The following is a 20,050-nucleotide window of genomic DNA, read 5'->3' as shown; positions in this document are numbered from 1 at the left end:
GGGGCCCCCGCCCGGGGGGGGGAGGGCGCCGGGGCGGTGCCCGCCGCCCGCGGGGCGGCGGGGCGCCCGCCCCCCCCCCCGGCCGGCTCCGGCCCGGGCCGGAGCCGGCCGGGTGAAACAGGGGGCGGCGGTCTCGGCGGCCCGCTCTCCTCCGAGGAGCGGTTCGTCCGGGAGCTGATGCTGCGCTCGGTCGCGGACGTCCAACCGGACGCCGCCGCGCTGACCCGGATCCGCCACGGGGTCCCCCGCCGCCGGGCCCTGCGCCGGGGTGCCTGGACGTGCGCGGCGGCCGTCGCGCTCGCCACCGCCGTCGCGCTGCCCGCCCTGGGCTACCCCGAGGGCCTGGGGCTGTCCGACCCGGCCGCCGTCGGCACGGCCGACAGCACCGGCGGCCTCCCCTCGGCCACCCGGACGGTGGGCGGGAGCTCGGCCGGGAGCCCGACCAGCCCGTACACCTGGAGCGGCGCGAGCGGCGGGACCGGGAACTGGCCGGGCGCGCCGGTCGCCTCCGCGAGCCCGAGCACGGGGGCCCCCGCGAGCGGTCCGGCCACCGCCGGGCCCGGGACGGGCGGGGCCCCGGCGCCGGCCTGCGGGCGGGACGACCTGGGCCAGGGGAGCCTCCAGCTCCGGCCGGCGGACGCCGCGGGAGCGGTCTACGGCTCCTTCACCGTGGTGAACACCTCCGGGCACGACTGCGCGCTGACCGGGCCCGGCACCCTGCTGGTCAGTGCCGCGGCGGGCTCGGACCCGGCGCAGGTGAAGGTCCTCGACCACCTGGCGGGCGACGCCGCGACGGCGCTGCCCGACCCGGTCGGGATCGCCGCCGCCGGACCGCCGGTGCTGGCGCCGAAGGCCGCCTACCGGGTGCAGTTCGGCTGGGTGCCCGGGAGCTCCTGCCCCGGCGCCCCCGCGCCCGCGCCCGCCGCCCTGGGGGGCCAGCCGCAGGCCTCGCCGCAGCCGGTGGCGAACGGGGCCTCGGCGGCCCCGACGGCGGGGACGCTCTCGTCCGCCTCGCCGACGGCCGCCCCCACCAGCGCGCCGAGCCCGACCGCCAGCCCCACGGCCGTGCCGAGCGCCCCCGCCGCGAGCATCACGCTGGCGTACACCCCGGCGCCCGCCGGCTCCGCCGCCGTCACCGCCGTCCTCACCGGCGCCTGCGCCGGGACGGTCTACCGGACGGCGCCGCAACCCGCCGATCCCCCGCCCTCGGGCCCGTCCACCGCCGGCTGAGCCGCTCCGGCCGGCCCCGGCCGGGTCGGGCCGGGGCCGACCCGGCGCAGGGGCCACCCCAGCGGTCCGGCGGCCGGGCGGCACTGGTTACCGTGGGAGGTGTGTACCGGTTCCTCCTGACTCCGCGCTGGCTGAGCAGCACCGTCCTCGCCCTGGTGGCCGTCGCGGTCTGCCTCTGGCTGGGTTCCTGGCAGCTCGGCCGGTTCGAGGACCGGGTCTCGGCCCACCGGGACGGCGCGGTCGCGAGCGCGGCCCCGCCCGGCCCGGCCGAACCGCTGGGCGGCGTCCTCACCGAGGCCGCCCCGCAGGTCGGGACCACCACCGTCGGGCGCACCGTCAGCGCCACCGGCAGCTTCGACGCGGCCCACCAGCTGCTCGTCCCCAACCGGGTGGTGGACGGCCGGCAGGGCTACTACGTCCTCACCCCGCTGCGCACCGCCGACGGCCGCACCGTCGCCGTCGTCCGCGGCTGGGCGGCCGGCCCGCCCGCCGCCGAGGTGCCCGCGCCGCCGGCCGGCGAGGTGACCGTGACCGGGCGGCTGCAGGCCGGCGAGAGCAGCGGCAGCAACGGCGCGGTGGCGGGCGGTCTGCCGCCCGGTCAGCTCGGCACGATCAGCCGGGCCACGCTGCTCAACATGCTCCCGTACGACGGCTGGTACGACGGCTGGGTGGCCGCGGACAGCGCGCCGTCCGGCCTGGGCGTGGTGCCGACCGTCCAGCCGCAGGGCGGGGACGGGCTCAGCCTGCGCGCGTTCCAGAACCTCGGCTACACGCTGGAGTGGTTCGTCTTCGGCGGCTTCGTGGTCTTCATGTGGTTCCGCCTGGTGCGCCGCGAGGCGGAGGCGGAGCAGGACCGGGCCCTCGGACTGGACCCGGCCCTGGACTGAGGTGCGCCGCCCCCCGCGGCGCACCCGGGAGCCCTTGGACTCCCTGGACTCCCTGGACTCCCTGAACTACCGGGACGGCTTGGCGGTCGGCGTCGCAGCCGGCGGCAGCGGCTTCGCGGGCGGTGCCGGGGTCCCGCTGCCGCGTCCCGGCGACACCGGCGCCGAGGGCACCGAGGGTGACGGGGACGGCGGCCGGGACACCGTCGAGGAGGGGGACGGGGAGGGGGACGGCGAGACCGTCGGCGACGAGTTCCCGCAGGACTTGCCCGAGGAGTCGTCGTCGTGGTCGGTGTGGTGACGGACCTTCCGCTTGCTCTTGGCACTCTTCGAACCGGAGCTCTTCGAGCTGCTGCTCCTGGACCCGCTGCTCTTCGAGCTCTTCGTGAACAGGCTCAACCGGGTGGCCCGGCCGAGCTCCGCCAGCTCCGCCGCCTCCGCCGCGGCCACCTGCTCGGGCGTCCCCGCCCTGGTGGTGAAGAGTGCCGGCACCACCTCGACCGAGCCGGCCGGCGCCGCCGCCCTGGTGGCGGTGGCACCCGCGGGCGAGGACGGCACCGGTACGCCCTTCGGGACGGCCGGGGCCAGGCTCGCCGCGGTGGACGGGAGGACCGGCCGGGTGTCCGGGCAGGCCTGCGCATCCTGCCCGGAGCAGCCGGCCAGGGCCAGCGCCGCCGCGATCACGGCAGCCGCCGGCCCGGTGCGTATCCTCATTCGATCTCCCCCATGTCCAGGTGCCGCAGCGCGAAGCCGATCTCCAGCCGCAGCTGCCTGATCCGCTCGTCCACGACGAGCGACCCGTGGCCGGCATCGTAGCGGTACACCTCGTGCGGCTTGCCGAGCTGCTCCAGCCGCTCGACGTAGTTGTCGATCTGCCGGATCGGGCAGCGCGGGTCGTTCAGCCCGGCACTGATGTAGACCGGCACCCGCACCCGCTCCACGTACGTCAGCGGGGAGGACGCGGCCCAGCGCTCCGGCAGTTCCTCCGGCGTGCCGCCGAACAGCGTGCGGTCCAGCGACTTCAGCGCCTCCATCTCGTCGCCGTACGCGGTGACGTAGTCCGCGACCGGGACGGCCGCCAGGCCGAGCGACCAGTCGTCCGGCTGCACGCCGAGCCCGAGCAGGGTCAGGTAGCCGCCCCAGGAGCCGCCGGAGAGCACCAGGCGCGCCGGGTCGGCCAGCCCGCTCGCCACCGCCCACTCGCGGACGGCGCCGATGTCCTCCAGCTCGATCAGGCCGACCCGCTCGCGCAGCGCGTCCGTCCAGGCCTGCCCGTAGCCGGTGGAGCCCCGGTAGTTGACCCGGACGACCGCGAAGCCGTGGTCCAGCCAGGCCGCCGGGCCGGCCGCGAAGGAGTCGCTGTCGTGGTGCGTCGGGCCGCCGTGGACCTCGAAGACGGTCGGGTACGGGCCCTCGCCCGCCGGGCGCTGCACCAGGGCGTGCACCCGTCCGCCGGGCCCGTCGACCCAGACGTCCTCCACCGGTACCGAGCCGGGCGGCACCGCGCCGGGCGCCCGCAGCACCACCTCGCCGGAGGTCGACCGGACCACGGAGGGCTCGGCGGCGGAGGACCAGAGGAACTCCACGGTGCCGTCCGGGCGGGCGGTGGCGCCGCCGATGGTGCCGCGCGGGGTCTCCAGCCGGGTCAGCACCGCCTTCTCCAGGTCGTACCAGAAGAGTTCGCTGCGGGCCTCGAACTCGTGCTCGACCAGCAGGGCCCGGGCGTCGGGTCGCCACTGGGCGGAGACGTCGCCGGGCAGCTCGCGCCCCGCCTCGTCGCGCAGCACCAGCTCGGTCTCGGCGCCGGTCAGCACGTCCCAGAGCATCGGCTCCCAGCGGCCGCGGCGCTGGTGCGCCACCAGCATCCGGGGGTCGCCCCCGATCGGCGCGAACCCGAGGCAGGCCACCCCGCTCGGCTCCTCCCGGCCCGTCACCTCGTCCAGCTCGGCGACCGTGGCGCCGTCGGCCAGCCGGACGACCCGGAGCGCGGAGTGCATCGCGTCACCGTGCTCGGTGTGGTCGATCGCGAGCAGGGCGCCGTCGTGGGAGAGGTCGCCGATCCCGCCGTACTCCTCGTGCCGGTAGATCTCCGTCGGCTCGGCCGCGCCGGCCCGGAGCAGGTGCAGGGTGGTCCCGTCCTCGTCGGTGGAGCGGCCGACCACCACGGTGCCGCCGCGGCCGAGGGCCAGGCCGGCCGAGAACGAGGCGGGCAGGCCGGGCACGGCCTCCTCGTCCGGTCCGCCGCCGAACGGCTGGCGGCGCCAGACGCCGAACTCGTCACCGTCGTTGTCGTCGAACCACCAGATCCACTCGCCGTCCGGGGACAGCTCGGCATCGGTGGTGCCGTTCCGCCGGTCGGTCACCCGGCGGTGGTCGCCGGTGGCGCGGTCCCAGGCGTACACCTCGTACGTACCGGTCGCGTTCGACACGTACAGCGCCCGGTCGGGGGCGTCCTCGGCCCAGTCGGGCAGCGATACCCGGGCCGCCCTGAACCGCTGCTCCCACGCCGGTACCGCGCTCTTCTCGTCGCTCATCCGCCCATCCAACCCGATGAACCGGAGTGATCGGAACGCCGGCGGGTCCCGGCGGCGACCGCCGGGACCCGATGCGGCGCGGCCGAGAGCGGCCGGCGGGTGGCGCGGGGGTGGTGCAGGGGCGGTACGGGGGCTGTGTGGCCGGGTGGTTCGGGCCCGGATGGTTCGGTCCGGATGGTTCAGGCTCGGGTGGTTCAGGTCCGGGTGGTTCAGGTCCGGCGGGGGAGGAGCTGCACCAGGGCGGCCAGCGCGAGTTCCAGGACCGCCAGGGCGGCCACGCTCAGTTCGAACCCCCGGGGGAGGCCCTCGGCGCCGTAGAAGACGATGCCGATCAGCGCGATCCCCAGCGCCCCGCCGACCTGCTGGACGGTCGCGAGCACCCCGGCGGCCGAACCGACCAGCTCCGGGCGGACCCCGGCCAGCACCGTCGTGGTGATCGGGGCGATCACCATCCCCATCCCCAGGCCGTCCACCAGCAGGCCCGGCGCGAGCCACCAGACGCTGCCGGTCGTGCCGGCCAGGTGGGCGGCCAGGCCGATCAGACCGAGACCGGCCGCCATCAGCAGCCCGCCGACGGCCACCACCTGACGGCCCATCCGGGCGGCCAGCCGGTGCGCGGTGGTCGAGGTCACCAGGTAGCCGAGGCCGATCGCGGTGAACACCAGGCCGGCCCCGAGCGCGTCCAGGCCGCGGCCCTGCTGCAGGTAGAGGGCGAGGACCAGGAAGAAGGAGGCCTGGCCGAGCCAGAACGCCAGTTGGGCGAGGATCCCGGCGGTGAAGGCGCGGTCGCCGAAGAGCCCGGTGGCCACCAGCGGCGAGGCGCTGCGACGGTGCTGGTGCAGCCCGAAGGCGGCCAGCAGGGCGGCCGAACCGCCCAGGCAGAGCCAGGTCCAGAGCGGCCAGCCCTGCTCGCGGCCCTGGATCAGCGGCAGCACCAGGCCGGTGAGCGCCGGTGTGACCAGGAGGACGCCGACCGGGTCCAGCCCCGGGCGGCGCGGCGCGCGGGACTCCGGGAGGCAGCGGCGCACCAGCGCCAGTGCGGCCAGGCCCACCGGCAGGTTGATCAGGAAGCAGGCCCGCCAGTCCAGGCCGAACAGGTCGGCCCTGATCAGCAGGCCGCCGATCAACTGCCCGAACACCGCGCCGATCCCCAGCGTCAGCCCGTACATCGCGAACGCCCTGGCCTGCGCGGCCCCGCTGAACGCCGTCCGCAGGACGGCCAGCACCTGCGGGCCCGTCAGGGCGGCGGCCAGCCCCTGCACCACCCGGGCGCCGACCAGCGCGCCCGCCGTGGGTGCCAGGCCGCAGCCGGCCGAGGCCAGGGTGAACAGTGCCAGGCCCAGCGCGAAGATCCGGCGGCGCCCGTACCGGTCGCCCAGCCGGCCCGCCGTGATCAGCCCGGCGGCCAGCGCCAGCCCGAATCCGGCGATCACCCACTGCACGGTGGCCGGGCCGGCTCCCAGGTCCACCTGTACGGACGGGACGGCGACGTTGACGATGAAGAAGTCGAGCGCGGTCATGAAGCTCGCGGTGAGCAGGACGGGGAGCAGCCCCCGGGGCGGGAGCCCGCCGGGTGTCGCGGCCGGCGCGGCGCCGGTGTCAGGGCTGGTGTCAGGGCCGGAGGCGGTGCCGGTGGTGGGGCCGGTGGCCGCCGGCGCCGGTCGGGTGGAGCGCAGGGTGCTGGTCACGACGGATGTCTCCTCGATGCGCGGGTGCAGGCGGGTTCGGACGGGTTCAGACGGATTCAGACGGGCGATCCGCCGGCGGGTGCAGGGGGTTCCCGCAGGTCCGGTGGGTTCGGCCCGGGCGGGGGCGCGGTGGGGCGCCCCCGGGCCGGGCGTGTTCGCGGAGTGCGGGGCTGGTGCGGGAGCGGGGCCGACGGCTCAGGCGGTGGGCACCCGGTCCAGGAAGCCGAACACGGAGGCGATCCGCCCGTCGGCGTCCGCCACCAGGACGTCGAAGCCGACGATCAGCGCCTCGGCCCCGGCCGGCCCGAGCTCCCAGGTGAACCGGGCCAGGTCGTGGTGCGCGTCCACCGGGCCGAGGGTGAACACCAGCCCGGGGAACTGCGCCTGGGCGGCGCCGATCGCGTCGCAGACGGCGGCCCGGCCGGTGACGGCCATCAGCGGGTCGGTGTAGCGGCCGTCCTCGCTCCACAGCTCGTCCACGAGCTTGCGCCGGGCGGTGGGGTCGGTCTCGTTCCAGGTGGCGACGTAGCGCTCGGCCAGCTGCTGGAGATCGGTCATGTCCTGCTCCTTCGTCCTCGGTGGCGGGCCGTTCCCGCTGGTCGAAAAGGTACGGAGGAAGCGCGCCCGCCGAATCGGTCACGCATCGGTAATCGCCGTCGTACGGCACGGCGTTGGGGTAGGTAGGGTCGGGTCATGCTGTACGGGAGGGGAGTGGAGCAGGCCGCCATCGGCCGCCTGCTGGACGAGGCGCGGGCCGGCCGCAGCGGGGTGCTGGTGCTGCGGGGCGAGCCGGGGATCGGCAAGACCGCGCTGCTGGAGCACGCCGCGTCGGCCGCCGGACCGGAGTTCCGGGTGATCCGGGCGACCGGCGTCGAGTACGAGGCGGAGCTCCCGTTCGCCGGGTTGAGCCTGTTGCTGGCGCCCGGACTCGACCGGCTGCCCGCCCTGCCGGCGCCGCAACGCCGGGCGCTGGAGGGTGCCTTCGGGCTCGCGGAGCCGTCGGAGCGGGCCGCCGGGGTGCTGCTCACCGGCCTGGCCACCCTCGGTCTGCTCGCCGAACTCGCCTCCGAGCAGCCGCTGTTGTGCCTGGTGGACGATGCCCAGTGGCTCGACCGCTCCTCCGTCGAGGCGCTGCTGTTGGCCGCCCGCCGGCTCCGCGCGGAGGGCATCGCGCTGCTGCTCGCCTCCCGCGAGGAGGAGGGCGCCCTCCCGGCGGTCGGCCTGCCCGAACTCCGGCTCGCCGGGCTGGACGAGGCGGCGGCCGTCGAGCTGCTCGCGGCCCGGCCGCCGGGCCCCGGGGCAGGCGACGAATCCGCCGTCGCGGCGCCCTCCGCCGGCCCCGGAGCCGTCCTGGCCGGGAGCTCCGCCGCCCGGACCGGGAGCTCCGCCGCCCTGGGCCCGGAGGTCCGGCGCCGGGTGCTGGCCGAGGCCCGGGGCAACCCGCTGGCGCTCACCGAACTGCCGGCGGCACTGGCCGCCGAGCCCGCCGGTGCCACCGCGCCGGGTGCGCTGCCCCTCACCGACCGCCTCCAACTCGCCTTCCACGGACGGGTCAGCGCGCTCCCCGCCGGCACGCAGACGCTGCTGCTGGTCGCCGCGGCGGAGGAGACCGGCGACCTCGCCACCGTCCTGACCGCCGCCGCCGCGCTCGGCGCCGGCCCCGACGAGCTCGCCCCCGCCGAGCGGGCCGGACTGGTGCGGATCTCCGAGCCGGGGAGCGGCGCCGTACTGGCCTTCCGGCACCCGCTGGTCCGGGCCTCGATCCTCCAACGGGCGCCGCTGAGGCAGCGCCAGGCGGCCCACCGGGCCCTGGGCGAGACGCTGGAGGACGGCGACCGCCGCAGCTGGCAGCTGGCCCTCGCGGCCACGGGCCCCGACGCCGCCCTCGCGGACGCGCTGGAGCGGACCGCCGAGCGCGCCGAGGCCCGCGGCGGCCACGGCGCCGCCTCCGCCGCGTACGAGCGCGCCGCCCGGCTCACCCCGGACCGGGACGGTGCCACCCGCCGGCTCGTCCTGGCCGCCGAAGCAGCCACCGAGGAGGGGCGGTTGGAGCACGCCGAGGCTCTCGCCGAACGGGCCGGCGCCCGCACCGACGACCCCTTCGCGCACGCGTTGATCGCCCACATCAGGGCCACCGCCCAGTTCTGGCGCGGCAACTACCCGGCCGCGCACCGGCTGCTGCTGGACGCCTCCGCCGTGGGGATCCAGGCGCCGCACGCCGCCCGGATGCTCTTCCAGGCCTTTCACGCGGCCTGGTACGTCGGGGAGGAGGCGGTCGGCGCCGTCCTCGACCGGCTCGCCGCCCTGCGGCTGCCGCCCGGCGAGCCCGTCGCGCCGCTCGTCCGGCACCTGCTGGCCGGCACCCTCCCGCTGCTGGGGCGCCCCGCGCCGCCGCTCCCGACCGTCCGCGAGACGGCCGCCGAGGCCCGCCGGGTCGGCGCCGCCCCCAGTGACCTGGTGCAGCTCTGCGGGGCGACGCTGATCCTCGGCCGCGACACCGAGACCCACGAACTCGCCACGGAGCTCGTGGTCGAGGCGCGCGGCAGGGGTCTGGTCGGCATCCTGCCCACGCTGCAGTTCTTCCTCGCGGAGGCGGAGCTCTTCCACGGCCGGCACCGTGACGCCGAGGTCACCGCGACCGAGGCGCTGCACCTCGCCGAGGACACCGGACAGCACCAGTGGACCAGCCAACTCGGCGCGCTGCTGGCCTGGCTGGCGGCCCTGCGGGGTGACGCGGACGGCTGCGGGGCGCTGGCCGCCCGGGCCCTCGCGGGCGCCGGCTCGGGCAGCGCCCCGCCCGCCGGCGACCCCTGGGCGCAGTGGGCCCTCGGCCTGCTCGACCTCGGTCAGGGCCGGGCCGCCGACGCGGCCGACCGGCTCGGGCCGCTGGCCACCGGCCGGCACCGCCACCACGTGTCCGCCACCCGCGCCGTCCCCGACCTGGTCGAAGCCCTCGTCCGGATCGGCGCCCCGGAGCGTGCGGTCGAACCGTACGAGCGCTTCGCCCGTTGGGCCGCCGCCACCGGGCAGCCCTGGGCGCAGGCGCTGCGGCTGCGCTGCCAGGCGCTGCTCGGACCGGACGAACTCGCCGAATCCGGCTACCTGGCCGCCCTGGAACTGCACCGCGAGTCCGGCCGCCCCTTCGAGCAGGCCCGCACCGCCCTGCTGTACGGGGAGTGGCTGCGCCGCGAGCGCCGCCGGACCGACGCCCGCCCGCACCTGCGGGCCGCCCTGGAGGCCTTCGACCTGCTCGGCGCCCACCCCTGGGCCGAGCGCGCCCGCACCGAACTCACCGCGACCGGCACGGCCGCCCCCACCGGCCGCGCGGCGGGTCCGCTGGCGGTCCTGACCCCGCAGGAGCTCCAGATCGTCCGCCTCGCCGCCCAGGGGCAGTCCAACCGCGACATCGCCGCGCAGCTCTTCCTGAGCCCCCGGACGGTCGGCCACCACCTCTACAAGGCCTACCCGAAGCTCGGTGTCGCCGCCCGCGGCGAACTCGCGGAGCTGGTCGCGCAGTCGGCGCGTTAGCGGCGGCGCGGCGGCAGGCCCGTGGCCCGGTCGGTGCCGGCGGCCGGCCCGCGGCCCGGGCGCCGACGGCAGGAAAGGTGGGAGGCACGTCATTGCTGCCGTCCCGCCCCGCTGTCAGGGTGGGGACATGACCACCCGCAGCGTGCTGATCGTCCTCTTCGAGGGCGTGCAGAGCCTCGACGTGACCGGTCCGCTGGAGGTGTTCGCCGGGGGCGGGCCCGCCGCCGGGCGGCCGGGGAGCTACCTGGTGCGGACGGCCGCTCCGGGCGGTCTGCCGGTCCGCACCGGCAGCGGGCTGCGGCTGCTGCCCGATCTGGACCTGGACCTCGCCGGCACGCCGCACACCCTGCTGGTGCCCGGTGGGCACGGCACCGCCGAACCGGATCCCGCCCTGGTGCGCCGGATCGCCGAACTGGCGGTCGGGGCCGAGCGGGTGGTCTCGGTGTGCACCGGTGCCTTCCTGCTCGCGGCGGCCGGGCTGCTGGCCGGTCGCCGGGCGACCACGCACTGGGCGTACTGCGACTCGCTCGCCCGGCGGTTCCCGGACATCCGGGTCGATCCCGAGCCGATCTTCGTCCGGGACGGTCGGATCGCCAGTTCGGCCGGGGTGACGGCCGGCATCGACCTCGCTCTCGCCCTGGTGGAGGAGGACCACGGCCGCGAGGCCGCCCTGCTGGTCGCCCGCCACCTGGTGGTCTTCCTGCACCGCCCGGGCGGGCAGGCGCAGTTCAGCGTCCAGCTGGCCGCGCAGCTCGCGGAGCGGCGCCCGCTGCGCGAGGTCCAGCGCTGGATCGCCGAGCACCCCGGCAGCGACCTCTCGGTGGACGCGCTGGCCGCCCGGGCCGCACTGTCGCCGCGCCAGTTCGCCCGGGTGTTCAAGGCGGAGGTGGGGGTGAGTCCGGGGCGCTACGTGGACGGCGTCCGGTTGGAGGCCGCCCGGCGCCGGCTGGAGGAGAGCGGCGACGGGATCGAGGAGATAGCCCGGTCCTGCGGCTACGGGACGGCCGAGGCGATGCGCCGCGCCTTCGTCCGGGCACTCGCCGTCCCGCCGATGGAGTACCGCCGCCGGTTCCGGCCGGTCCGCCCGCTCCCGGTCCGCCCGCTCCCGGCCCACCCGCTCCCGGCCTGAGCCCGGTCGGTCCGGCCACGCCCGCGCCCGCACCGCCGAGTCGGCCCACGAGCACGACCACGACCACACGCACGCCCACGTCCACTGGCACGACCACCCGTCCACGACCGGGTCCGGTTCCGGACCCCGCACCGTCCAGGGAGACCCCCATGCAGATCGCCGTCCTGCTCTACGACCGGTTCACCGCACTCGACGCCGTCGGCCCCTACGAGGTCCTCGGCCGGATCCCGGACGCCGAGGTGGTGTTCACCGCGGCCAGGCCGGGGCCGGTCCGGACGGACCTGGGCAGCCTGGTGGTGACGGCGGAGGCGGCGTTCTCGGAGGTGACCCGGCCCGACGTCCTGCTGGTGCCGGGCGGCCCGGGCACCGCGGAGGCCCTGGCGGACCCGGAGACGCTGGACTGGATCCGCCGGGTCGACGCCACCACCACCTGGACCACCTCGGTCTGCTCGGGGTCGCTGCTGCTGGCCGGTGCCGGGCTGCTCGCCGGCCGCCGGGCCACCTCGCACTGGATCTGCCTGGAGCAGCTCCCGGCCTTCGGGGCCGTGCCCACCCCGGAGCGGGTCGTCATCGACGGCAAGTACGCCACCGCCGCCGGGGTTTCGGCCGGTATCGACCTCGCCCTGCACCTGACGGGCCGGATCGCCGGCGACGACGTCGCCCGTGCGGTCCAACTGGTCGTCGAGTACGACCCGCAGCCGCCCTACGACGCCGGGTCCGTCGCCACCGCGCCCGCGGAGCTGGTGGCCTCCCTGCGGGCGAGCGGTCTGGCGATCGGCACGCCCTGACGGCGTGCCCGGGCAACTCCCGCCGGCGGGTGTCAGCCCGACCAGCGGGGGTCCCGGCCGGAGAGGGCGAGGGCGCGGTCGAGGGCGGACGCCGTGCCGGGGACGGTCACCGGATCGCCGAACCCCTGGTACTGGCGGTACAGCTCGGCGTGCTCCCCGACCACCGCGAGCACCGCCCCGGCGGTCTCCTCGGAGCAGCGGTAGGCCTGGCCGGTGGCCCGGGCGACGTCCCAGCTGTGGATCACCAGCTCCGCCAGCAGCAGGGCGGCGAGCGCCGGCGCGGGCGTCGTGCCGCCGCCGCTGTCGATCTCGCCCTCCCAGACGGCCGGGTCGGCCCAGGCGTCGACGGCCCGGTCGAGCTGGGCGGCGTAGCCGGTGGCCCAGCCCTCCTCGGCCGTGAAGTCGCGGCTCAGCAGTTCGTCCGGGATCGGTGTGCGCCGGGCCCGGTGCTCCAGGCCGTGCGAGGTGTACAGCACCCAGTGGTTGACCAGGGTGCGGGTGTCGTACTCGGCGCACGGGGTGGCGCCGGGCAGCTGGTCGGGAGTGACGCCGCGGGCGATCCGGGCGGCCTCGGCCGCGCTCTCGGCCAGCGAGCGGTGCAGCCGCCCGTCCATCGCCCTCGGGTCCGTTCCGGGCTGCTCGGCCTCTTCGAGTCTCTGGTTCATGGGCACGACGGTAGGCAGCGGGCCGGTCGGCGGTATTGAAGAAACGCGACAGACCCGGCCGGGCCGAACCCCCACCGCCTACGCTGAGCTGATGACCGGATCCGAGCTCGGGCGAGGGGTGCTCCACCCGGCGGCCGCCGCCTCACGGTTCGCGCTGCTGCGGCGGGAGCCGGCCGCCGACCTCGCCCCGTTCGTCGAGTACCACTGGATCGTGCGGTGGGACCTGCGCGGCCGGGCGCCGCACGAGCAGCAGGTGCTCGCCCATCCGAACGTCCACCTGGTCTTCGAGGAGCCGGTGGCCGCGGTCTACGGGGTCAACCGCGGGCTGTTCTCCCGGCGGTTGGAGGGGGCCGGGCAGGTCCTCGGGGTGAGGTTCCGCCCGGGGGCGTTCCGGCCGCTGCTGGGCGCGCCGGTGCTGGAGCTGGCCGACCGGATGGTTCCGGCCGCCGAGTTGTTCGGTCCGGCGGTCGCCGAGGCCGGGCGGGCGGTGCTGGCCGAGGCGGATCCGGCCGCGATGGCGGCGGCGGCCGAGGCCTTCCTGCGCGGCGTCCTGCCGGAGCCCCACCCGGCGGCCGCGCAGGCCGCCGAGGTGGTGGACCTGATCACCCGGACGCCCGGGCTGCTGCGGGTCGACCAGGTGGCCGCCGCCTCCGGGCTGTCCGTCCGCGGCCTGCAACGGCTGTTCGCCGAGTACGTCGGGGCCGGCCCGAAGTGGGTGCTGCGCCGGGCCCGGTTGCACGAGGCCGCAGCGCGGGCCGAACAGGGCGTCGGGGTGGACTGGGCCGACCTGGCGGCCGGACTCGGGTACGCGGACCAGGCGCACCTGGTCCGGGACTTCACCGCCGCCGTGGGCTCCTCGCCGGCCCGGTACGCGCGCCGCTGAGCCGCCCGCTCGGCGCCGCCGGGGAGCGCCGCCGCCCGGCGCCGCCGAGGTCGGACCGGCGGGGTGAACGGGCCTCAGCCGGCGGCCAGTTCGGCGTCGGCCCGGGCCTTGACGGTGGCGACCACGCGACCGGCGGTCGCCAGGTCCTCCGCCGGGATGTCGCCGTAGAGCCGCGCGGTGATCCCGCCCACGGCGGCGCGGATCAGCTGCTGCCGCTCCCGGCCGGCGGCCGTCAGGCGCAGGTGGGCCGGCCCGGCGGGTGCGTTCTCCAGCAGACCGGTGGCGGTCAGCTCGGCGAGGGCGGCCTCGGCCGTCTCGGCGTCGATCTTCAGGCCGTCGGTCAGCCGGGTGACCAGCTGCTCGCGGTCGGCCGAACCGCCCCCGTCCGCCGCGGTGTTGAGCGCCAGGGACTGGACGAAGGTGGTGCCGGTGCGGGCGAGTTCGCGCTCCAGGAGCGCCCGGGTGGCGTAGTGGGCGAGGCCGATGACCTGGCCGTTGAGGCTGGGGGTGGTGGACATGGCTGCTCCTTCGTCGGGAGTCGGCGCCGCGCCGGTGGCGCGGGCCGGGGCCGGTGGTTCTGCCCTCTGGCAAGTAGCGTACATCGCTATTATGTCCATGGCTACTATTCCCGGCCGCGGGCCGGGCCGGTGACTCCCCGCGGCCCCGCGGACGGCCCCACGGACGGCCCCGCGCGGACGGCCCTGCTTGTTCGGCCCCGCGCGGACGAGCGGGGCCAACAAGCAGGGCCGTTGACGAGGGCCGTTGACGAGGGACGTCGACGAGAGCCGACCGACCAGGGCCGACCGACCAGGGCCGACCGACGAGGCGTCAGCCGGTCCGGCGGGTCAGGGCCGTCCGCGAGCGGGTGAACCCGGCCGCCAGCACCCAGGCGAACAGCGGGAGCCCGACGACCATCGCCGCCAGGTAGGGCCAGGGGATGACCAGCGGATGGGTGCCCAGCGCGATGCCGCTCACGTCGACCCGGGGCGTACTGCCGTGGTTCTGGACCAGCTGGACGGCCGCGGCCGGGACCAGCCCCGCCGCCGTGCCCAGCACCACCCCCAGCACGGCGACGGCGGCGCACTGGAAACCCGACAGCCGCCGCCGGATGCCCGGGCCCGCGCCCACGGCCGCCAGGGTCGCCAGGTCGCCGCGGGAGTCCGTCGCGGCCAGCCCGGTCGCGATACCGGCCGCCGCGATCGCCACCGCCGAGGCGGCGGCCGCGAGCCCGAGCATGACGGCGTCGCCGTGCGGGCTCCGGAAGCCGCGCTCCACCGACAGCTCGCCCCGGGAGCCGGCCGCGGCGACGGCCGCGCGGGCCCGCTGCTCCTCGGCCGGGGTGGTGCTGCGGGCGGGCAGCCAGACCGACTCGTACCCGGTCGGGGTCAGGCCGGCGGCCTGGGCGGCCGCCGGGGACAGCACCGCGCGGGCGACCGGCGTCTTCGCCCGCACCGCCACCGCGGGCAGATCGACGGTGCTGAGCCGGTTGCCGTCCGGACCACCGGCGCCGAACCGGGTGAGCAGCACCGGCACCGTGCCGTCCTTGACGTAGCGCGGGTCCAGGACGACCGCCTTGCCCGCGGCGAGGGCCTGCTCGGCGGCGGGATCGTCCACCCCGAGCAGGTTGCGCAGCACCGTCGCGTCCCCGGTGATCAGCTCGCGGAGGTCCCTCGGAGCCGGGGCGCTCAGGACGCAGCGGGGGTCGTTCGCGAGCAGCCGGTCCGCCTCCTCGGGGCTGATGCCGACGCTGCCCCAGGGGTTGCGCGCGCCGGCCGCGGGCGGGCAGAGGTTCTCCGGGGGCATCTGGACCTGCACCGTGCCGCAGAAGCTCCCGGCCTGGCCGTCGCAGGCACCGTAGCCGAGGACGCGCAGGTCCCCGCGTTCACCGAGCCCGGGAACGGCCTGCTCCACGGCCCGGCGCAGCCGGTCCGCGTTGCCGGTGGACGCGGTGGCCGCCGCGTCGGCGGCCGAGGAGCCCGGCGCGGCGGCCGTGACCGAGGAGGCCGAGACCTGGCCGGTCCGCAGGAGGACGGCGCCCCGCGGGGCCGACTGGGCGAAGTCGTCCCGGGCCGCCGCGTCACTGCTGGTCTGGAAGGTCAGCACCGCGACCGCGCCGGCGACGGCCGCCATCACCGCCGCGACGGCCGGGGCGGAGCGTCCGCGGTTGCGGGCCGCGTCGCGCAGGGCCAGCCGCGGCCCGAGGGGCAGGAACCGGCCGATCATCCCGAACAGGCTGACGAACCACGGGGTGCAGGCGACCAGGCCGATCTCGGCGACCACCGAGCCCAGCATGACGACCCGGGACCGCGAACCCTCCATCGCGCCGTACAGGGCCAGGCACGCCCCGGCCGCCGCAACCACCAGGCCGGCGAGCGGGATCCAGACGGCGGGCGGCCGGGTCTCGCCGCGGCCGGTGAGCGCGGCGACCACGGGCTGCCGCGCGGCCTGGACGGCCGGGACGATCGCGGCCAGCAGGCCGGTCACGATCCCGAGCGCCGCGACGGCGAGCAGATCGCCCGGCTCCAGCGCGAAGTGCCCGAAGCGGGCCCCCGACCGGGCCTCCAGCCACGGCCGGCCGACGGCCACGGCCAGCCCGCCGAGCAGCACCCCCGCCAGGGCGCCGGTGGTGCCGAGGACGACGGCCCCGCTGAGGACCACGCCGCGGATGTGGGCGCGGCTGCCGCCACCCGCCGCGATCAGCCCGAGCCGGCGCCGCGAGCGCCGGGCGCCCACGGCGAAGGCCGGGCCGGCCAGCAGCACGATCTCCAGCAGGGCCATGCCGACGACGGTGGCCGCGATGGTCGAGGACTTCAGGGCCTCGGCCGCGCCCTCGGAACCGGAGTGCGGGGTGTCCCGGTAGAGGGGGACGGCGCCGTTCGGCGGAGGGTCGGCGAGCACGGCCCGCGACGCCACCGTGAAGCCGTAGGAGTTGGCCCGCTGCACGTCCTCCCAGCCGAAGCCCGCGCCACCCGGCAACGAGACCAGGAAGTCCTGCCGACCCCCCGGCGAGGACTGCTCCCCGGCCGTGGACTGCTGCCCGGCCGCGCCCCCGGCGGCGGCGAGCAGCCCGCTCAGCTCGCCGGGGCGGCCCACCAGGCGTACCGCGTCGAGGTCCCCGGGGTACTCGACGGCGGAGGTGATCTTCAGGGCCCTGGCGGTGCCCACCAGGGTGGTGCTCTGCCCGACGCGCAGCCCGGACTCGGCCAGGAAGGCCGTGGTCGCCGCGACCTCGTACGGGGCGCCGGGCCAGCTGCCCTCGCGGAGCGTGGCGATGCCTCGGGTGAGCGGGTCGGTCAGGTCCAGGCCCCAGGTCTGCACGCGGCCCTGGCCGTCGGCGGTGCTGGTGGTGGCGTACCCGGACGGGGCCTCGACCGGCAGCAGCCGCGCGCCGGCGGGCAGCGCCTCCTTGAGCAACCGGTCCAGCGGTTCGGCCGCGCGGGCCGCCTCCTGCTCGGTCGGGACGGGCTTCGGACCGTTCTGCGAGAGCACGGTGGTGGTGCGCGGATCCGGCGTCGGCGCCTGTTCGAGGCGCCAGCCGGCCTGCACGGTGCTCACGTAGGCGTCGGCGCCGCCCATCAGGCGGGTGGCGCTCTCCCGCGGCGACAGCTGGGTGCTGCGGGTCACCACGTCGGCGGCGGTGACGCCGAGGATCGGCAGCGCGATCATGGCGATGACCAGGGCGCTCCTGCCCTTGGCGCGCAGCGCGTCGCGGCGGGCGAGGCGGAGGGCGGCCCGCCAGGCGGAGAGGTTCATCGGCTTTCGCTCTTCCTGTCGGTCGGGGCCGTCGGGGTCGTCGGGGTGGTCGGGGCCGTCGGGGCCGTCGGGTGCGCGGCCGGAGCCGCGGCGCGCGGCCACCGCCCCCCGGGCCGTGGCGACGGCGGGCCCACCGGCGTCCCGTCCCGGCGGTGGGCGCCACGCTCGACCGGGTGGCCGGCGGGCCGCTCCGCCACGACCCGGCCGTCGTGCAGCATGACCACGCGGTCGGCCCACTCGGCGTGCCGCGGCTCGTGGGTGACCATGACCGCGGCCGCCCCGGCGTCGCAGCGGGCCCGCAGGACGGTCAGCACGCTCTCCCCGGTGGCGGAGTCCAGGGCGCCGGTGGGCTCGTCGGCGAGGACGAGCCGCCGCTCGCCGATCAGCGCCCGGGCGATGGCGACCCGCTGCTGCTGGCCGCCGGACAGCTGGTCGGGGAAGCGGTCCGCGAGTTCGGCGACACCCACCTCGGCCAGCGCGGCCTCGGCCTCGGCGCGGGAGCGGCGCCGCGGGACGCCGTCCAGCTCGCGCGGCAGCGAGACGTTCTCGGCGGCGGTCAGCGTCGGTATCAGGTTGAAGTCCTGGAAGACGTAGCCGATGGCGCGTCGCCGGACGGCTGACAGGGCGCCGCGGGAGAGGCCGGCCAACTCCTGACCCTCCACCAGGACCTCGCCCGAGGTGGCGCTGTCCAGCCCGCCGGCCAGGGTCAGCAGCGTGGACTTGCCCGAGCCGCTGGGCCCCATCACCGCGACCAGCTCGCCCGCGAGCACGGTCAGGTCCACCCCGTGCAGGGCGTGGACCTCCGCGCCGCCCCGGCCGTGCACGCGGGTCAGGCCCCGTAGCTGCAGGACGGCTCCGTCGGGGGAGCGCCTCCGTGTGGTCGTCACTGTCGGCTCTCTTCTCGTGTGGCTGCGGCGGGTGGCCGCGACGGGCGGCTGCGGCAGGAGGCCGCGGCGGGTGGCCGCGGACCGGTGCATACCGAGTATGTATGGCTATGTATACCTGGTATGCAGGGGTGCTTCAAGGCGCTCCCCGGCGCCGCCGGCCCCTGACGGCCCGGAACTGCCCGGACGGGCACCGCCCCGCGACCTTCGGGGCAACCCGCTCCGCCGGCCCGCCCGGACTCGGCGAATCACGGCGGGCCCGGAGAGCCCGGCCGCCGAAGACGGGTGAGGGCCCCACCGGAATCCGGCAGGGCCCTCACTGGCCTCATTGGCCTCACAGGCCTCACAGGCCCTCACTGGCCTTCGCGCATTCTCCGGTCGCACGTCGCCGGCAGGGGCGCCGTCAGGCGCGGCGTCCCGGCAGGAGTGCCGCAGGCAGCAGCGCCAGCGCGAGTGCGCCCGCCGCGATCGCGTACGTGATCCGGAACCCCGCCGGGTCCACGCCCGCGGAGCCCAGGGCGACGGAGATGAGCGCCGTCCCCACCGAGGCCCACAGCTGCGAGTTGATGCTCAGCACGGTGCTCGCCGCGGCCATCCGGTCCTTCGGCAGGTCGCGACTGGCGGTCGTCATCGTCGGCATCAGCACCATCCCCGAGCCGGTCCCCATCACCATCGCCGAGGCGACGACCCGCCAGGCCGCCGCGTCCGGCGCTCCGACCTGGAGGGCAGTCAGTGCCATCCCCAGCGCCCCCAGTGCGATGCCGGTGGAGATCAGGCGCCGCGGTGACACCCTGTCGATCCGCCGCGCGGCGATCTGCAGCGTCAGTCCGACGGTGAGTCCGACCGGCATGCCCAGCAGTCCGACGGCGGTCGCGCTCATCCCTCGTACCTGCTGCCAGTACAGCGGGCCGAGCAGCATCGAGCCGAAGTAGCCGCAGGTGAACAGGGCGAGTGTGCCGATTCCCGCGGCGAACGTGCGGTCGCGCAGCAGTCGCAGGTCCAGCAGCGGCCGGCGTACCGTCAGGGCCCGCCACCCGAAGGCGGCGACGAGCAGCGCGCCGGCCAGCGTGGGGGCGAGCGTCCCGATCGTGGTGAAGTCGCGGTGCTCGCCGCCCCGCGCCAGCCCGAACAGCAGCAGCGCGAGGCCGGGCGAGAGCATCAGCAGGCCGGGAACGTCCAGCCCGGGTGCCGCGGTGGGTCCGCTCGGCGCGTCGGACCGCAGCAGCTTCGCGGCGAGCAGCAGGGCCGCCGCCCCCACGGGCAGGTTGACCAGGAAGATCCAGTGCCAGGAGGCGGTGTCGAGCAGCCAGCCGCCGAGCACCGGGCCGGCCACCGGTCCGACCAGGATGGGCAGTCCGCCCAGCGCCATCGCCCGCCCCAGCTGTGTGCGGTCGGCGGTGCGCATCACCATCGTCATGCCGACGGGCATCAGCAGCCCGCCGCCGAGCCCCTGCACGGCGCGGGAGGCGATCAGGCTGCCCGGGTCCCAGGCGAAGGCCGCGAGCAGGGAGCCCAGGGTGAACAGGGTGAGCGCGGTCAGGTAGGTGCGCTTGGCACCGATCCGGCCCATCGCCCACGCCGCGGTCGGGATCACGCCGGCGAGCGCCAGCGTGTAGGCGGTGGTGGCCCACTGGATCGTCGCCAGCGGGGCGTGGAAGGTCTCGGAGAGGCTGCGCAGCGCGACGTTGACGATCGTCATGTCGAGCACCGACATCATCGAACCGATGATCACCACGATGAGCGTCCGGTTCAGCGCCGCGGAGGAGCCCCCGGACGGTCCCGCCGGCGTCTCGGCGGCCGCCCCGGTGGTCTGTGCCGTGGTCATGTCCCCCGCCCCCCTCAGCCCTGGTCGGGCCGGGTCGCCCTGGCCGTCGCGCGGTACTCCCCGATCCCCGACCGCGGGTCGTGCACGCCGACGGCGATGCGCAGCGGTGCGCCGTCCCGCGTGCTCGTGACGGTGGCGGTGGCCCTGCCGGGCACGGCTTCGCTGGTGGGCATGACGGAGTTCCCCTCCCGACGGGTGACCACCCGCTGCGGCCTCCCCGTTCGGTAAACTACAACGTACGTTGTCGAAAGTGCAACGG

At 76.9% G+C, this 20,050-nt stretch carries 17 protein-coding genes; 8 read left to right on the top strand and 9 right to left on the bottom strand.

Annotated elements, in window-relative coordinates; translation table 11 throughout:
* The 4 genes from ACFTWP_RS05565 to ACFTWP_RS05550 form a co-directional block, all read left to right on the top strand.
* Positions 1-1,230: hypothetical protein (locus ACFTWP_RS05565; RefSeq protein WP_380262963.1), on the top strand; the 1,230-nt coding region annotated here is incomplete at its 5' end.
* 101 nt (positions 1,231-1,331) lie between these two features.
* A complete protein-coding gene (locus tag ACFTWP_RS05560) occupies positions 1,332-2,117 on the top strand; it encodes an SURF1 family protein (protein WP_380262962.1) in 786 nt (261 codons plus the stop codon).
* A 34-nt stretch (positions 2,118-2,151) separates the two neighbouring features.
* The gene (locus ACFTWP_RS05555) at positions 2,152-2,415 is read left to right on the top strand and encodes a hypothetical protein (RefSeq protein WP_380262961.1); all 264 of its coding nucleotides are present in this window, start codon (positions 2,152-2,154) and stop codon (positions 2,413-2,415) included.
* A gap of 12 nt (positions 2,416-2,427) precedes the next feature.
* Positions 2,428-2,889 carry a hypothetical protein gene (locus ACFTWP_RS05550; protein WP_380262960.1) on the top strand — a complete coding sequence of 154 codons (462 nt, stop codon included), beginning with the start codon at positions 2,428-2,430 and terminating at the stop codon, positions 2,887-2,889.
* On the opposite strand, the gene ACFTWP_RS05545 is transcribed toward ACFTWP_RS05550, so the two are convergent.
* From ACFTWP_RS05545 to ACFTWP_RS05535, 3 genes are all read right to left on the bottom strand, one after another.
* Positions 2,825-4,648: a S9 family peptidase gene (locus tag ACFTWP_RS05545; protein ID WP_380262959.1), complete on the bottom strand. Its 1,824-nt coding sequence runs from the start codon at positions 4,646-4,648 to the stop codon at positions 2,825-2,827. The two genes, ACFTWP_RS05550 and ACFTWP_RS05545, sit on opposite strands and share 65 nt — an antisense overlap.
* A gap of 209 nt (positions 4,649-4,857) precedes the next feature.
* The gene (locus tag ACFTWP_RS05540) at positions 4,858-6,336 is read right to left on the bottom strand and encodes an MFS transporter (RefSeq protein WP_380262958.1); all 1,479 of its coding nucleotides are present in this window, start codon (positions 6,334-6,336) and stop codon (positions 4,858-4,860) included.
* Positions 6,337-6,531: 195 nt separating this feature from the next.
* Complete coding sequence (locus tag ACFTWP_RS05535; protein ID WP_380262957.1) at positions 6,532-6,894, bottom strand: nuclear transport factor 2 family protein; 363 nt, start codon at positions 6,892-6,894, stop codon at positions 6,532-6,534.
* Positions 6,895-7,029: 135 nt separating this feature from the next.
* On the opposite strand from ACFTWP_RS05535, the gene ACFTWP_RS05530 reads away from it, so the two are divergent.
* From ACFTWP_RS05530 to ACFTWP_RS05520, 3 genes are all read left to right on the top strand, one after another.
* Entirely contained in the window at positions 7,030-9,864 is a 2,835-nt protein-coding gene (locus tag ACFTWP_RS05530; RefSeq protein WP_380262956.1) for an AAA family ATPase, read from the top strand.
* 127 nt (positions 9,865-9,991) lie between these two features.
* On the top strand, positions 9,992-10,993 hold the full coding sequence (locus ACFTWP_RS05525; RefSeq protein ID WP_380262955.1) for a GlxA family transcriptional regulator: 1,002 nt from the start codon (positions 9,992-9,994) through the stop codon (positions 10,991-10,993).
* 149 nt (positions 10,994-11,142) lie between these two features.
* Positions 11,143-11,781, top strand: coding sequence for a DJ-1/PfpI family protein (locus tag ACFTWP_RS05520; protein WP_380262954.1), 639 nt, complete (start codon positions 11,143-11,145; stop codon positions 11,779-11,781).
* A gap of 32 nt (positions 11,782-11,813) precedes the next feature.
* Here the strand turns inward: ACFTWP_RS05520 and ACFTWP_RS05515 are convergent, their stop codons facing one another.
* Entirely contained in the window at positions 11,814-12,395 is a 582-nt protein-coding gene (locus ACFTWP_RS05515) for a TIGR03086 family metal-binding protein (protein ID WP_380263090.1), read from the bottom strand.
* Between the two features lie 142 nt (positions 12,396-12,537).
* Between ACFTWP_RS05515 and ACFTWP_RS05510 the strand changes: the two genes are divergently transcribed.
* Positions 12,538-13,329 (top strand): DUF6597 domain-containing transcriptional factor, encoded by a 792-nt coding sequence (locus ACFTWP_RS05510; protein WP_380262953.1) that lies wholly within the window; start codon positions 12,538-12,540, stop codon positions 13,327-13,329.
* A gap of 74 nt (positions 13,330-13,403) precedes the next feature.
* Here ACFTWP_RS05510 and ACFTWP_RS05505 read toward each other — a convergent pair whose 3' ends face one another.
* The 5 genes from ACFTWP_RS05505 to ACFTWP_RS05485 all read right to left on the bottom strand — a co-directional run bounded on the left by ACFTWP_RS05505 (position 13,404) and on the right by ACFTWP_RS05485 (position 19,964).
* Positions 13,404-13,847, bottom strand: coding sequence for a hypothetical protein (locus ACFTWP_RS05505; protein WP_380262952.1), 444 nt, complete (start codon positions 13,845-13,847; stop codon positions 13,404-13,406).
* Positions 13,848-14,157: 310 nt separating this feature from the next.
* Entirely contained in the window at positions 14,158-17,082 is a 2,925-nt protein-coding gene (locus ACFTWP_RS05500) for an FtsX-like permease family protein (RefSeq protein WP_380262951.1), read from the bottom strand.
* A complete protein-coding gene (locus tag ACFTWP_RS05495; protein WP_380263089.1) occupies positions 17,079-18,026 on the bottom strand; it encodes an ABC transporter ATP-binding protein in 948 nt (315 codons plus the stop codon). Before ACFTWP_RS05495 ends, ACFTWP_RS05500 begins: the two co-directional genes overlap by 4 nt.
* Before the next feature lie 343 nt (positions 18,027-18,369).
* Positions 18,370-19,791, bottom strand: coding sequence for a DHA2 family efflux MFS transporter permease subunit (locus ACFTWP_RS05490; protein WP_380262950.1), 1,422 nt, complete (start codon positions 19,789-19,791; stop codon positions 18,370-18,372).
* Positions 19,792-19,805: 14 nt separating this feature from the next.
* Positions 19,806-19,964 (bottom strand): hypothetical protein, encoded by a 159-nt coding sequence (locus tag ACFTWP_RS05485; protein WP_380262949.1) that lies wholly within the window; start codon positions 19,962-19,964, stop codon positions 19,806-19,808.
* Between the last annotated feature and the right edge of the window lie 86 nt (positions 19,965-20,050).

The sequence above is a fragment of the Kitasatospora sp. NPDC057015 genome (assembly GCF_042673745.1).
GTDB lineage: Bacteria > Actinomycetota > Actinomycetes > Streptomycetales > Streptomycetaceae > Kitasatospora.
Note: the sequence above shows the minus strand (reverse complement) of the source record. Positions and strands in the feature narration are given on the sequence as shown.

Bases quoted from the DNA above. Each gene is read 5' to 3' on its own strand.
- ACFTWP_RS05530 (WP_380262956.1), top strand. From the start codon at position 7,030: ATGCTGTACGGGAGGGGAGTGGAGCAGGCCGCCATCGGCCGCCTGCTG.
- ACFTWP_RS05500 (WP_380262951.1), bottom strand. From the start codon at position 17,082: ATGAACCTCTCCGCCTGGCGGGCCGCCCTCCGCCTCGCCCGCCGCGAC.
- ACFTWP_RS05490 (WP_380262950.1), bottom strand. From the start codon at position 19,791: ATGACCACGGCACAGACCACCGGGGCGGCCGCCGAGACGCCGGCGGGA.
- ACFTWP_RS05520 (WP_380262954.1), top strand. From the start codon at position 11,143: ATGCAGATCGCCGTCCTGCTCTACGACCGGTTCACCGCACTCGACGCC.
- ACFTWP_RS05535 (WP_380262957.1), bottom strand. From the start codon at position 6,894: ATGACCGATCTCCAGCAGCTGGCCGAGCGCTACGTCGCCACCTGGAAC.
- ACFTWP_RS05525 (WP_380262955.1), top strand. From the start codon at position 9,992: ATGACCACCCGCAGCGTGCTGATCGTCCTCTTCGAGGGCGTGCAGAGC.
- ACFTWP_RS05515 (WP_380263090.1), bottom strand. From the start codon at position 12,395: ATGGACGGGCGGCTGCACCGCTCGCTGGCCGAGAGCGCGGCCGAGGCC.
- ACFTWP_RS05545 (WP_380262959.1), bottom strand. From the start codon at position 4,648: ATGAGCGACGAGAAGAGCGCGGTACCGGCGTGGGAGCAGCGGTTCAGG.
- ACFTWP_RS05485 (WP_380262949.1), bottom strand. From the start codon at position 19,964: ATGCCCACCAGCGAAGCCGTGCCCGGCAGGGCCACCGCCACCGTCACG.
- ACFTWP_RS05505 (WP_380262952.1), bottom strand. From the start codon at position 13,847: ATGTCCACCACCCCCAGCCTCAACGGCCAGGTCATCGGCCTCGCCCAC.
- ACFTWP_RS05510 (WP_380262953.1), top strand. From the start codon at position 12,538: ATGACCGGATCCGAGCTCGGGCGAGGGGTGCTCCACCCGGCGGCCGCC.